Genomic DNA, 14,261 nt, shown 5'->3' on the forward strand with positions numbered 1-14,261 from the left:
TATAAAGTTCCTGCTAATTATTATAATTGCAACCGATTGCAAAACCATGTCAAAAAATATAGCTTTACAACGCGATTGCCTCGGAACGGCTGAAACCATCTCATTTATAAACGCTCAGGCATAAGCTGACCAACTCTCTTAATCAATGCAGACCACTAGTTTAAATAACCTCCAGTTTATGTTCATCCTGAATAAATTTACCCTTGCTGCCATAACGTTTGTGAGTGTTGGGCTAAGTGCTGGTATTTGCCAGACAACCACCAAATCTGCCCCGGCTAAACCCAAACCGCTGGTTACTGCGCTATACACAGCGGACCCGTCGGCTCACGTGTTCAATGGGAAGATTTACATTTATCCATCGCACGATATTGAAGCAAACGTGCCCCAGGATGATGAAGGAGGCCATTTTAACATGCGCGACTATCATGTTTTCTCAATGGACAACATCAATAGTAAGGTAACCGATCATGGGGTGGCACTGGATATTAAGGATGTTCCCTGGGCAGGCCGTCAGATGTGGGCACCCGATGCAGCTTACAAAAATGGAACCTATTATCTCTACTTTCCCGTGAAGGATAAACAGGATGTGTTCCGAATGGGCGTAGCGACCAGCAAATCACCGACCGGGCCGTTTAAAGCCGAACCCGCTCCCATACCGGGTAGTTATAGCATCGATCCAGCGGTTTTTACGGATACCGACGGGAAAACCTATATGTACTTTGGTGGCATCTGGGGCGGTCAGCTACAGCGCTGGGCTACAGGCAAGTATAATAAAAACTTAAAAACAGATTTAGGCAAAGACAACGAACCCGCCTTGAGTGCTAAAGTCGTTCGGATGAGCAAGGATATGCTCAAATTCGATGAGCCGGTCAAAGAGGTAAAAATTATCGACAAGAATGGGAAGCCGCTGCTGGCGGGTGACCATGACCGACGTTTCTTCGAAGGTGCCTGGATGCACAAATACAACGGAACCTATTACTTCTCCTATTCGACCGGTGATACTCACTTTTTGGCATACGCGACCAGTAAATCACCCTATGGTCCGTTCACGTATCAGGGTACATTCATGAAGCCAGTAACTGGCTGGACGACACACCATTCCATTGTTGAATTCAAGGGAAAGTGGTATATCTTTTACCACGACGTCGAGTTATCGGGTAAAACGCATTTGCGGAATATCAAAGTACGCGAATTGAAGCGCAAGCCTGATGGTTCTTTGGAAACCATTACACCCTAACGTTATACTTCTACCAACAAAAAGCTACCGTCTGAATTCAGACGATAGCTTTTTGTTCATTGTCAAATCTATTTATGCTTCGATTGATGGGCCTTTGCGTATTGAGCCACTTCAATGAATGGCGCTACCCAGATGTCCGATTCATGCTGTTTTAGATACTGTACTAGTTTGTTGTGTTCCGCCAGCGCAACATTCAGGGAGTGTCCACCGCCGACGCCATGAAACAGGAAGACGAGCAAGGAATTCGTTTCCTGCGCTTTTTTTACTAAGTCAATCATTTGTTCACCCGACTGCCCATTGATGGCATACGATCCAATGTCGGCAAAATTGATTTCAGTGATCGGTTTCATCTCGCTTTTTGTCCCTCGTGCAGCCACAAAATCACCTTCTACGGACTTGTAGTAATCCACATCGCCAATTTTAGTGTCACCACACGGATAAGCAAAAGTCCGGGCTGATTGGCCATCAAGGGTTTTGAGCAGGATGTTGGTCATCCTGATTTCGTCCGTCATCCGCTGGACGGTGTACTTGCTCAAATCGTTGGCTGGTTTCACCCATTCTCGGCCGGGCCGGTCGCCAGCGCAGGGATGAAACAGCGTATGGTTGGCTAACTCATGCCCGTTAACAGCCGCTGATCGCCAGCGCGGTATATAGTTCACGAAGCCGGGGAAATAGCCTGATAAATAGAACGTTCCTTTCAAACCTAACGAATCCATAACCGGAATGACATTGTCCAGATGCACCAGTAAGGCATCGTCGTAGGTGAGTGCCACCGCACATTTTTTTCCGTTCCAGACGGTAGAATTTTGCGCGAATGTCAGGGTGTGGGTGAGTAGCAATAAACTAAGTAAGGCTATTTTTTTCATGCTATGACGCTGTAGGTTGTATCTTGTTCAGGTAACTGGATAAGCGCTTATTGGCTGCCTTTTGTGGTGTCGGTTTCTCAAAACCGACACCACAAAAGGCAGCTCTTTATCTATTTATTATAAGAATGACACCGGGATCATCCCGGTGTCATTCTTAATCACATACCAAACACCATACGATCAATAACCAGGATTCTGACCCTTGAGGCCAATGTTGGGGTTATTGTCAATTTCCTGCTGGGGAATGGGTAGTAGCTCATGTTTGCCCTTCTGGAAGTAAGCAAGAGGCTCGGTTTTCAACTTACCAAGCTTACGCCAGCGCAAGATATCCCGATTCCGGATTTCTTCACCATTTAGCTCAATTCGGCGTTCGTGCATAATGGCAGTGAATACCTGATCTTTTGTCGAAACCGGATAGTTCGCTGTTGGGTAAACGGGCATAGCCACACTAGCGCGATTCCGAATCATGTTCAGATAGGTAACGGCACTGGCCATATTCCCTAACTCATTTTCGCACTCGGCCATCGCCAGCAGTGTCTCGGCGTAACGCATAATACGCTGGTTAATGCCTCCCGTAGTCGAAACGCCTGCTTTGTACATCAGAGTAAACTTCCGCCAGCTTATTTTCTGTTCTTTGCCATCGACCATCGAACTGAAGCCATTCTGCTGAGCGTCAGTCAGGACATTCTGCCCGTTATTGAATTTATCGCCCGTGGTATACACCGATTTAGCATAACGTGGATCAGTCTTGGCATCGCCTTTAGAGGTTTTTTCAAATTCAGCCAGCAGGCTATTCGACGGAATGATGTTGCGCCAGCCGATACCCGAATACTCCTGAGTCCGAACGGTTTCTTCGCCACCCGAAGCGCCATCACCATCGCCACCCCAGTTAAATGTGCCGCCCGATGGTAAAAAGTTAACCTCCCAGATCGACTCTTTATTGAACTCAGTTTCTTCAATGAAATTGTCGTTATACTCATCAACCAGTTGATACGTACCCGAGCTGATGATTTTCTGAAGCTCCGTTTTGGCATTGGCGTAATCGCCCTGTTGCATATAAACGCGGGCTAACAGCATCTGAGCCGCTCCTTTCGTGGCCCGACCCTGATTGGCAGCATCATACGTAGCAGGAAGTGCCTCCTGAGCCGCCTTCAAATCAGCAACGATAAATGCGTACACATCAGCCTCCGGCGAACGGGGTGCCGAACCGGCCAGTGAGGTAACGTAGTTTTTATACAATGGTACCCCACCCCATAGACTCACCAACTCAAAATAGGACCAGGCTCGCAGGAATTTGGCTTCTCCGGTTGCCTGAGCAGCCACACTGGCCGTTAAGGTAGACGTGGAGGCAGCCGCTTTGTCGATCACAACATTGGCCCGGTGAATGATCCGATAAGCACCCGTCCAGACGGCACTTACCAGCGAATTACCCGTATCGTGAACACCGGTTAGCAACTGGTTACGGGGTGTTTCGAGCTGCCCTCCTCCAGCCGACACATCGTCAGAACGAAGGTCTTCGGTAAAAAACCACTCACGCGCCACCAGGTTAGTCGATTGAAGAGCCGCGTATATGCCATTTGTGGCACTCTTTATCTGCACATCGGTCTTAAAGTAACTATCGGTTGTAACGGCGTTCGGGTTGAGTTGATCTAAACTTTTGTCATTACACCCAATAGCAACGCTCAGTAGCAAAGCGCTGGTTAAATAATAGTGTCTTTTCATGGAAATAATAGGAGTTGAGGTCGTCAAAAAACCAATTAGAACGTAAGCTGAAGTCCCGCCAGGAACGTGCGTGCCTGCGGATAGCTGGCATAGTCGATACCGCTCCGTAGCAGTGTTCCATTGCGGGAACCAATTTCCGGATCGTAGCCCGTGTATTTGGTCAGTGTCAGCAGGTTCTGGGTTGAAACGTATACCCGAACTTTGCTAACGACCCCGTTTGTGAGCCCACCCAGCACCTTGACCGGAATCGAATAACCAATCGTCAGATTCTTGATCCGCATGTACGAGCCATCTTCAAGGAAGCGGTCAGATGTGCGGCTGTTGTTGTTAGGATCGCCACTAACTGCCCTGGGAACATCGGTATTGGTGTTGGTTGGTGTCCAGGCATTCAAAACGGCCGTGCCTGCATTGAACAGGCGAAGCATTCCCTGCGTAACGACCTTTGTGCCATTGTAAATCTTATTGCCCTGAACGCCTTGCAGATAGAGCGTAAAGTCGAAGTTTTTATACGTACCGCTGAAGTTAGCTCCGTAGTTAAATTTAGGCAGATAGCTTCCCAGATAGGTCCGGTCATTGGCGTCAATTTTACCATCGCCATTGAGGTCTTTAAACTTGATATCACCGGGTGCCGCTTTATCCTGATACAGAGTTTTGTCGTTGCCATCGACAGCATTCGCTGTATTAATGGCAGCCTGATCCTGGAAAATGCCATCTACCTGCCAGCCGTAGAACGACTGAATGGGCTGCCCAACTTCAGTTTTGGTGATATCGAATCCGCCATAATCAGCATTCTGGCCCGCATAGATGGACGCCGTTGGTGTAGCCAGACTCAACACCCGGTTGCGGGTGATTCCGACATTAGCCGATACGTTCCCCCGGAAATCACCCTTTGCGTAATTATAACCTGCCTGGAACTCGTACCCCCAGTTTTTCATGCTCCCAATGTTCGCAACCGGCGCATTGGTGTACCCAATGGAATTGGGAATGGGAACCGCCAGAATAAGCCCATCGGTAAACCGGTTGTATACTTCGCCGGTGAAGGTAATTCGATTATTGAATAAGCCTACGTCCACGCCCACATTGACCATGTCGGTGGTTTCCCACTTCAGTTCGGTATTGCCTAATGAGTTGAAATAAGAGCCTAAACTGTTGGCGCTGCCAAAGGGATAGGCGGTAGCATCTGCCTGCACCAGCGACTGCCAGGCGTAGTTGTTAATGCCATTGAATCCGGTTCTGCCGTAACTGGCCCGTAGTTTCAACTCCGACAACTGTGGCATACCTTTCATAAAGCCCTCCTGGTTAATACGCCAGCCCACGGAAGCCGATGGGAAGTTACCCCACTTGTTGCCTGGAGCAAATAAGGAGGAGCCATCCCGGCGAATCGAGGCACTCAGCAGGTATTTACCTTCGTAATCATAATTAACACGACCCACGTACGATATCAGGTCCGTTTCGGCCCGCGTGCTGGTTATCGAAGGATTGCTAACGCCCTGAATCACATCGAGATCGTTATTAGGCCGGGTACCCGAACCTGTCAGACCGGTAGACAGCACCTTTTGGGTTTCTGCCACTGCCAGTACGCTGAGGGAGTGTTTCCCAAAGGTTTTATCAAACGAAAGCTGATTGGTGATTACCTGAGAGATGTTTGTATTACGCACCTGCGAAACCGTTGCTGAGGTACGCTGAACGTATCCATCGTTGTAAATCGGATTAAAAGTGCTCCCGTTTGTAAAGCCCAGATCGACCCCGTAATTAAAGCGGTATTTCAGAAAACTGGTCAGCCTGACATCGGCATAGACCGTGGCGAAGGCTTTCAGGAACTTAGTCCGGGTAACGTCCATGGTCAGGGCGCGGAGCGGGTTTTCCGGGTCAGAGCCATCGAGCGCGGTGGGTGCACTAAATCCACCTACTTTCGTGGGATCAGTTGTTGGCCAGTAGGGCATCATGCGGATGGCATGCATCAACTGCGACCGATCGGCAGATGGCTCTGCCCGCTGGTTGCTGTATGCGGCTGTCAGTGTCTGACCAATCGTCAGAAATTTAGCGACCTGGTGGTCAGAATTTAACCGTAACGAACCCCGTTCAAAATCGGTGCCCTTCATAATGCCATTCTGTTTGAAGTAGCTCCCCGATGCGAAGAAGCGGGAAACGGCATTTCCTCCCGACAAGGAAAGCTGATGCTGGGCTATTGGCGCGTTCCGGAAAAGTTCGTTTTGCCAGTTCGTTTCAGTTTGGGCAAAGGTTTGCGTTGCCCCAGCGTAAATAGGTTGGTTCAGGTCGCTCAGGCGGCCCGGTGTGGGGATACCCGCATTTGAGGTCAGGGCTTTGGCATATTGCACATACTGATCCCTGTTGAGCACATCGACTTTATGCCAGGCACTCTGCGTACCGACGTACGAGTCCAGCGAAATGCGAATTTTACTATCCCGACCACCTTTTTTGGTTGTAATCAGGATCACACCATTCGAAGCCCTCGATCCATAAATAGCAGCCGAACTGGCATCTTTGAGTACTTCGAGTGATTCGATATCATTGGTATTGAAGCTATTCAGATCGCCCGTCGGTACGCCGTCGATGACGTAGAGCGGTCCTGATGCATAGTTAATCGACCCGATTCCCCGGATCTGTACAATAGGCGAGCTACCCGGTCCGCCATTGTTGACAACCGATACCCCCGGCACTCGTCCCTGCAAGGCTGACGTAACATTAGGAACTGGCAGGGCCGTTAATTCTTTCGGCGTTACGGTCGAAACGGCTCCTGTCAGCGACGACCGCCTTTGAGTACCGTAACCTACCACGACGACTTCTTCCAGTGAGCCAGCATCTCCTTCCAGCGATACATTGATTGTTGACTGATTGTTGACCGCAATTTCCTGTTTTTTATAACCAATGTAGCTGAATACTAACACCGCGTTTCCATTCGGAACATCAATTCGATAAGCACCCCGAGCATCACTGGCGGTGCCGCGTGTCGTGCCTCTAATCTGGATATTGACACCGACTAAAGGACTTCCTTTTTCGTCGAGTACGGTACCTGTAATCGATTTGTCGGCAGATGCGTTTTGTGCCTTTACGCTCAAAGTAAAGATTGCTATGAGCACTAACTGATAGAGCCCATGTCGCAAAAAAATACGCAGTAAGCCACGTAATTGTAGTTGATTAACCATAATCTTTAAGGGTTTTTGGTTTAGTAATGGCAAAAAAAAATCCTGAATCCCAGGTCGGACGGTTTTCGCAGGAGCAATAAGGATGTGTTTGTAAGTCAGTACTAGTAGCGCATTGCTGACTCTTTTTAGGCTGATACGTTTTTTTTCATAGGCTCTTGGAAGGGGTTAAAAGAGGGAATAGGTTTGTTTGGATAGTTATAGTGAGTTGAGAAGGTTATTCGGCAATGCTACGTATACTGGTTAATCGTAATTTGTATTTTTTTTAACTCGTTTATATCAGACCCAAGCTACTGGTAACTAAAGTCAACTACAGGGGTCTATATACTAGAGAAATAAAGGATAAAATTGATGAAGAAGTATAAATACCGACTCTCCGATTGGTACTATTATTACTTATCTAAATGCAAATAGCAGAATAAGATTTTAATTTGCAACCGATTGCATAATTTTTGTAGAAATTATGTTTTTCCTAGTTTAACAGGTTTGAGGAGACTTTCTTATTCGGTTCACTTCGCGATTTGCTAACCAGTGAATTAGGTAGCCAGGTTACACTCCATTATCATTGACGCCTTCGTGCTGCAATCCCCAATTTAGAGTCAATTGGTAGTAAAATCAGTGGCCAAAAAGTATCGATCGGATCAAAAAAATCGACTGGGGAGCGGTTGGAGACAATTAAATAACGGCATAAAATATGATCTACATCATATTTTATGCCGTTATTTGCATCCTGATTCCCTGTAAGGATAGTTTTAATAAATGTATTGGTACCTCTCGTTGTGAAAAAAAGAATTGAACGTCGTTATCGGATTGCCCGCTATGTCATCTATCGTCAAACTATTCTGGAACCAGTAGACCATTTCTGGACTTTCCTGGGTGCATTTACGGCCATTGCGGCAATCGGTTTACTTCAGCAATCTCGCTTTACGCAGCAGGACGATGTATTTCTGATTGGTTCATTTGGTGCATCCTGCGTATTGATCTTCGGAGCAACCAATAGTCCGCTGGCACAGCCCAGAAATTTAGTGGGCGGCCATCTTTTGGCTTCACTAATTGGGGTTGCCATTCATAAGCTGGTCCCAGACCAGATTTGGCTATCCTCGGCGTTGGCCGTTTCATTGTCCATCGTTTGTATGCAAATGACCAAAACCATGCATCCGCCAGCCGGAGCTACTGCGCTCATTGCTAACATTGGTTCTGAAAAAATCAAAAGCCTGGGATTTGGCTATTCGTTAACACCCGTCATGACGGGTGTTCTAATTTTATTGCTTATCGCTCTGATTGTCAATAATATCCCTTCCAGTCGATCGTATCCGGCTGCACCCTGGCGCTGGCGGAAAACAGCCGGAAAGAAAAAGCATAGGCATGACCAGACACAACGACAGGATGCGGCAACGATGGACGTAGCGCAAATGACTTCAGAATGAAGAAAAGTCGAACAGAGTGTGATCTGCGTAGCTGCCTGTTTTGTACGGCCGGGAAGGACGATTGGCAGGCCGTTGTTCGGGCCAACCGCAAAATACTGCATGTCAAAAAAGGTGACTTGATTTTTGCGGAGGGAACTCCGGTTACCGGGGTTTATTTTGTTTATAAAGGCATCGTAAAAATCCACAAGCAGTGGGCTCGCCACAAGCAGTTGATTCTCAATTTTGCCCGATCGGGCGAAATGATTGGCTATCGTGGTCTGGGGGAAGAGCCAATTTTTCCGGTATCGGCGACAGTCCTGCAAGATGCTGCCATCTGCTACATTGAGCTGCCTTTTTTTGAATCCTCACTTGAGACTAACCACATCCTTACGCATGCGTTGATGAAGTTTTTTGCCAATGCCTTACAAGCTGCTGAAAAACGTATGCGCGATCTGGCGCTCATGGATGTGAAGGGACGAGTGGCAGAAACCCTGTTGATGCTGGAGCGAAAGTTTGGCACCGATGCTGCTGGTTTTATCGATGTTAGCCTGAAGCAGCAGGACATGGCCGCCTATGCCGGAACAACCTACGAAACGTTTTTTCGAATGCTCCACGAACTGAAAGCGGAAACGATTATTGAACAGAAAGGCAAACGGATACTCATTCTGGATCAGAATCAGCTGACCCGTTTTATACAGGTAACACCAGCATAAAATTGCTGTTCATCAATTCACAGGCTGTTGTTTAGGCCGTTTTTAGGCGTAATGGCAACCATTGGCTTTGTATTATGGAAAGTAGGTCTGCTTACAAAGCGATAAATACGTTTTCCAGTCATTGACGCTAAACGGTTTAAACGTAAATGAAGCCGCACTGAATGCATAGGAAGCCACAACATCGCAGGGTAATTGTGCGACAGTTAGAATAACGACCGGTACTTGTTGCATTTCATCACGCGCCCGTAAAAAGGCCAGAAAATTCAGTTCATTCGCACTATCCTGCATATTGATATCCAGCAAAACCAGGTTAATGCTTTCTTTATTGACCTCCTTCAAATACGTTTTGGCTTCGTTCGCACATAAAAACTGCCGGAACGTAGCTTCTGGAAAGGAACAAGCTGAAGCCTGACCTAAGGTCTCGGCTAATGCCCTATCCTCACTGATGACTATGATAGAAATTAAAGACGGCATGGTGTCAAAAGAGTAGAAAATCAGGATGTTGTTTTGCCTTGAACCAAAACAAGTAAAACCATAAAAGCAGCCAATATTAACCGCATAACTATCTTTTTGACTCACTCTATAAATTAAGCAATCGGTTCAATTTTTGATTCATCTTATTTTGCGTAATTGCTTCATTTATTCAGCTAAATTACTGGTCCCCAAAAGGGCGTCTACATTTGCACATGCGTTGTTTCTTATTCGGGCTGTTTCTTATGACGCTTTCGGGGCCGCTTTGTGCGCAGATGCCCGGTCTGCGACTCGAACACCTCACTACCCGTGATGGAATGCCTTCTAACGACGTTTGGTGCCTTACAAAAGATCGGCAGGGATTTCTCTGGATCGGAACAGGCCGTAGCATTTGCCGGTACGATGGGTATACATTCCGTACAGTTAGCGACGCAACATTGGGCTACAGTTCCGGCATTTCAGCCGATTCGGCTGGATCTATCTATGCCTCCATCTCGACCAAAGGGCTGTGCCGTATCAACCCGGGAACACTGGCCGTTCAGACAATTCTGGCCAATAATTATAACGATAAGGATCTAACCAACAACATGCATGAGCGTGTATTTGTCGATTCCTTCAATCAGGTTTGGGTATGCGATTATACCGCTGTAAAGCGATACGACCCCGCCCGCCGGAAACGTCGGGTATATGCACTTTCGTCGGTAGAAAACAGGCATCAGGATGCTACGTTTTTTGAAGATCGTCAACATCGGCTCTGGGTTATTTCCGAAATCGGGCTTTACGCCTATGACCGCCAGACTGACCGACTTACCTGTGTACTGGGCCAGGAAGCCCACCAGCCAGCGCGTAGAAAACCCGTCCGGCTCGAAATAGCTTCGCAGGATGCGCAGGGAACCATCTGGATTGGTGCCTATGATGGAGGTATCCTTCGTTTTCAACCCGACGATTTATCGTATGTTTTCCTGCCTGGGGGCTTCGAGAATCAACACGTAATCTGTGTGCAGGAGTCTGTCGACGAAAATGGACGGAAACTATTGCTTGTGGGTACAGAAAAAGGAATCAGTTTATTCTATCCCGAAAAAAACGAGGTTTATCACCTGCCCGATTTCTATAATAAAGGCATACATGTCAGAGCAATGTATGATGATAAGGATAATGGGATTCTCTGGATTGGCACTCGCGAAGGGGTATTTAAATACCGATACCGCAATCCTGGTATTCAAACGGTCGACATTCCTGAAAATGCAGTAAACCTACCGGTAGAGGTAACCAGCCCCCTGCAACTCCCCAACGGCAACTATATGCTGGGACTCTCTCACACAGGGGCATTGCTCTGGCAGCCTGCCACAAATCGATTCGGTCTGCAAACTTACCCCGTCAATGCCTATACCTATCGACTGCGATGGATTCAAAACCGTCCAGTGGCTTTTACGGACAAGGGGGTGTTTGCTGGAGGAGCAACAACGGGTAAGTTTTCGGTACTGCCAGCGGCTTCCCGGCTATTTACTGCTACTGAGTTTCGGGATGGACTTCTGGATCGTCGGGGCCGTTTCTGGCTGGCCAATCATACAGAAGGGCTGAAAGTGGTTGACCTTACGACGAATGGTCAGATCAGGCTCTGGCCCGACTCGGTGGGTCAGCAACTTAGTCAAAACAACTACGTTAAAGCCATTGAAGAAGCCGCCGATGGGAAAATCTGGGTGGCTACCTGCCCCAACGGACTCTATTATTTTGATGAAAGCCGGGCCCGGTTCGTTAACATTAATGACCTGCCCATCAATAAGGGAAAGAGTTTGAGCGGAATGTGCCTGAATGCATTGCAACGTGGTCAGAATGGCTCTATGCTGATCGCTACCTGGGGCGGAGTCAATAAAATTTCGGCCGAGGGGCAAATTCTGGTTTCATTCGATTACGAACGGGATAAACTTTACGATACATACTGTACGAATGTTTGTGAAGACAAACAGGGCACCATCTGGTTCAGCACAAACGAGGGCATACACATTGCCAATCCCTCTACGCGAGCCCTGAAGTACCTGACCACCATTGAAGGACTCCGAAGTAATTATCCGGTGGGCTTTCTAAAAAACACGGCCGATGAGCTGATCGTAGGGCACATCAATGGTATAAATGTCCTTAATCTCAGTCTCTTGAGTAAAACCAAAACCGTGCCTCGTCTGGCTATTAGTTCAATTGACATAAAAGGCAAACCGCTCGATCAGTCCCTGAATGAACCCATTGAACTGCACCCCGACAACAATCAATTGACGCTCAATTTCTCGACACTCAATTTTGAGCCGCCCACCAGAAACCAGTACAAATACCAGTTAGAGGGATTCGATACGACCTGGACCCGGCTCGGCAGCCAGCATACATTGTCCTTGACAAATCTCCCACCCAATACGTACCGACTTAATCTTAAAAGTGGTAATAATGCGGGCAACTGGCAGGATCATGCCTTACAACTGACCATTCACGTAAAACCTCATTTTACCGCTACGTGGTGGTTCAGAATCCTGAGTGGGTTGTTGCTGGCTGGAGTCATCATTGGGCTGGTACGCTGGCGGGTAAACACGCTGGCTGAACGCAATCAGCTGGATTTGCAAATCAGCGAGCTAAAACTCAGGGCCCTTCAATCGCAGATGAACCCGCATTTTCTGTTCAATTCACTTAATTCGGTACAAAATTATCTGCTCACCGATCGGGGGATTGAAGGCGTTAGATACCTGTCTAAATTCTCTAAACTTGTTCGACGTATTCTGGAAAACTCAAGCCATCAGTACCTGCGTTTCGAGCAGATCATCGAGACCTTACGGATGTACATTGAAATTGAATCATTCCGGTTTAATCATGAATTCAGTTATTCGTTCGACATTGCCAGCGATGACGTGTTGCTGGACGCCATGCTGCCGCCCATGTTGCTGCAACCCTATGTAGAGAATGCGATCTGGCACGGATTGATGCCAAAAGAGGGCGAGAAACGTCTATTTATCTCTGCTTACATCAAACAGGAACACATCGTTTGTATCATTCAGGATAACGGCGTAGGACGTCGGCTGACTCCGCGCAAAGAGGGCCATATTTCGCGCGGTCAGGAGATGACTAAAGGAATTTTTGATTCACTCCGGCGCAAAGACAGCCTGGCGCGGCTTGAGATTATTGACCTGTTCGATGCAGAGAATACGCCCGTGGGAACCCGTGTAGAAATGAATATTCCCATCAAAAAGTCCTGATTTAACGCAAAGCCGCGTATCAATCGTATTCGTTGTCGATTGTATTTCGACGCATAGTCGTTAGTACTATTATATTATTGGATAGATAAGCTTTCGCTATTGATTAAATAACTAAATTGTACGGATACTATATGCGTAATTATTAACCTAAACGCATATATAGATGATGCCTGAATCATTAAATCATATACTTACCCCTTTGGCATATTTTGAGGACTTCGTATGGATGTTCTTCTTAGTTACGGTTAAAAACAGAGAGACATTGATCACCAACAAAGCTGATTGGACCTGAACACAACGGGCACTTTCGTGATTTATTACTTCAAAATTGACCCAGTTGACTATAAACGAAACAAACCTCTGGTACCTGACCTGCCGGATTTAGCTTGATTCCTTCATGTAGTATCACTCTTTCAATCACTATGTTAGCTTCCCCCATTTTATCCGATGATTATTTGCTGCGAGCACTGCTTAAGGACTCGTTGAATGGGCTGATCCTCTACCAGATTGTCCGGGATGAGACCGGTATACCCATTGATTTTCGCTATCAGTTGGTTAACCCGGCAGCAGCTACCCTGCTGGGAGGCAGTCAGGAGGAGTTAAAAGGCAGAAGCTGCCGGGAGGTATTTCCTCAGGGAGAAGAACTTCGGCATTATTACAAACTGGTGGCTATGAGTGGTCAGAACATGCGGGTCGATTACCAGCTACCCCAGGATGGACGATGGTTCGAGGTACTCATCACTGGCCAGACACAGGAAACCCTGCTCTGTTTTTTTACCGACATCACCGAGCGGGTGCAAGCCGAACAGGCATTGATCAAGAACCTCACGCTGCTGCAGCAGACCGAAGAGCTGGCCGGAATTGGCAGTTGGGACTACGATCGGTCAATGGATTGCTTCTTTTGGTCCGAGGGCATGTATCGGCTGTTTGGCATCGAATCAGGGGCACCTGTTTCCCTTCAAACGTATAGTAAATCTACTATCCTGGCCGACCAGCCTATAGCCATGCGATTCGTTGAGCAGTTGGCAAATGGCAACCAGCCTTTTGAAGAAGTACTTCGCATCTGGCGGCATGGCGAGGTCCGTAGCATCAAAATTAAAGGTGTTGTTAAGGCAGACGGGAACGAACAGCCTGCCTGGGTGCTTGGTATCTGCTGGGACGTCAGCTAGGCAGTTGAGTTGACTAAGCTAACCACTAGCAAAACCTTTTGACCGCCTGCTCAAAAGGTTTTGCTTTGATCGGTATAGGATACTTACCTTGGGTGTACGCCTAAACGAACATGCCTGTGCTTCCCTTTGCTTAAACATTCTTTGTGGGTCTTTCCCAACTGCTCCTTGTGAGTGCTTGATTTTACGTCTCGACTGGGCTTTTGGCACCCGATCAGGTTTCGGCCTGCATTGCCTTAGCGCCTTAGGCTCGCCTTATGGGCGACGAATTCCTATTTCCATA

The 14,261-nt window shown here is 47.5% G+C and carries 9 protein-coding genes; 5 read left to right on the forward strand and 4 right to left on the reverse strand.

Annotated features, from left to right (window positions below):
* Positions 1–178: 178 nt before the first annotated feature.
* Positions 179–1,237: a glycoside hydrolase family 43 protein gene (locus GJR95_RS35845; protein WP_162391998.1), complete on the forward strand. Its 1,059-nt coding sequence runs from the start codon at positions 179–181 to the stop codon at positions 1,235–1,237.
* A gap of 68 nt (positions 1,238–1,305) precedes the next feature.
* On the opposite strand, the gene GJR95_RS35850 is transcribed toward GJR95_RS35845, so the two are convergent.
* From GJR95_RS35850 to GJR95_RS35860, 3 genes are all read right to left on the reverse strand, one after another.
* Positions 1,306–2,103, reverse strand: coding sequence for a polysaccharide deacetylase family protein (locus GJR95_RS35850; protein WP_162390430.1), 798 nt, complete (start codon positions 2,101–2,103; stop codon positions 1,306–1,308).
* A 180-nt stretch (positions 2,104–2,283) separates the two neighbouring features.
* The gene (locus tag GJR95_RS35855) at positions 2,284–3,825 is read right to left on the reverse strand and encodes a RagB/SusD family nutrient uptake outer membrane protein (protein WP_162390431.1); all 1,542 of its coding nucleotides are present in this window, start codon (positions 3,823–3,825) and stop codon (positions 2,284–2,286) included.
* Between the two features lie 35 nt (positions 3,826–3,860).
* Entirely contained in the window at positions 3,861–6,992 is a 3,132-nt protein-coding gene (locus GJR95_RS35860; RefSeq protein ID WP_162390432.1) for a SusC/RagA family TonB-linked outer membrane protein, read from the reverse strand.
* Between the two features lie 776 nt (positions 6,993–7,768).
* Here GJR95_RS35860 and GJR95_RS35865 point away from each other — a divergent pair.
* Positions 7,769–8,416 carry an HPP family protein gene (locus GJR95_RS35865; RefSeq protein ID WP_162390433.1) on the forward strand — a complete coding sequence of 216 codons (648 nt, stop codon included), beginning with the start codon at positions 7,769–7,771 and terminating at the stop codon, positions 8,414–8,416.
* Positions 8,413–9,108: a Crp/Fnr family transcriptional regulator gene (locus GJR95_RS35870; RefSeq protein WP_162390434.1), complete on the forward strand. Its 696-nt coding sequence runs from the start codon at positions 8,413–8,415 to the stop codon at positions 9,106–9,108. The genes GJR95_RS35865 and GJR95_RS35870 overlap by 4 nt, the downstream gene beginning before the upstream one ends.
* Positions 9,109–9,180: 72 nt before the next feature.
* On the opposite strand, the gene GJR95_RS35875 is transcribed toward GJR95_RS35870, so the two are convergent.
* Complete coding sequence (locus GJR95_RS35875) at positions 9,181–9,582, reverse strand: response regulator (protein ID WP_162390435.1); 402 nt, start codon at positions 9,580–9,582, stop codon at positions 9,181–9,183.
* A gap of 212 nt (positions 9,583–9,794) precedes the next feature.
* Between GJR95_RS35875 and GJR95_RS35880 the strand changes: the two genes are divergently transcribed.
* Positions 9,795–12,812, forward strand: coding sequence for a two-component regulator propeller domain-containing protein (locus GJR95_RS35880; protein ID WP_162390436.1), 3,018 nt, complete (start codon positions 9,795–9,797; stop codon positions 12,810–12,812).
* Between the two features lie 422 nt (positions 12,813–13,234).
* Entirely contained in the window at positions 13,235–13,981 is a 747-nt protein-coding gene (locus GJR95_RS35885; protein ID WP_162390437.1) for a PAS domain-containing protein, read from the forward strand.
* Positions 13,982–14,261: the final 280 nt, after the last annotated feature.

Source organism: Spirosoma endbachense, from assembly GCF_010233585.1.
GTDB lineage: Bacteria > Bacteroidota > Bacteroidia > Cytophagales > Spirosomataceae > Spirosoma > Spirosoma endbachense.

Coding starts and splice junctions, on each gene's coding strand:
- GJR95_RS35885 (WP_162390437.1), top strand. CDS start 13,235: ATGTTAGCTTCCCCCATTTTATCCGATGATTATTTGCTGCGAGCACTG.
- GJR95_RS35880 (WP_162390436.1), top strand. CDS start 9,795: ATGCGTTGTTTCTTATTCGGGCTGTTTCTTATGACGCTTTCGGGGCCG.
- GJR95_RS35850 (WP_162390430.1), bottom strand. CDS start 2,103: ATGAAAAAAATAGCCTTACTTAGTTTATTGCTACTCACCCACACCCTG.
- GJR95_RS35845 (WP_162391998.1), top strand. CDS start 179: ATGTTCATCCTGAATAAATTTACCCTTGCTGCCATAACGTTTGTGAGT.
- GJR95_RS35860 (WP_162390432.1), bottom strand. CDS start 6,992: ATGGTTAATCAACTACAATTACGTGGCTTACTGCGTATTTTTTTGCGA.
- GJR95_RS35870 (WP_162390434.1), top strand. CDS start 8,413: ATGAAGAAAAGTCGAACAGAGTGTGATCTGCGTAGCTGCCTGTTTTGT.
- GJR95_RS35875 (WP_162390435.1), bottom strand. CDS start 9,582: ATGCCGTCTTTAATTTCTATCATAGTCATCAGTGAGGATAGGGCATTA.
- GJR95_RS35855 (WP_162390431.1), bottom strand. CDS start 3,825: ATGAAAAGACACTATTATTTAACCAGCGCTTTGCTACTGAGCGTTGCT.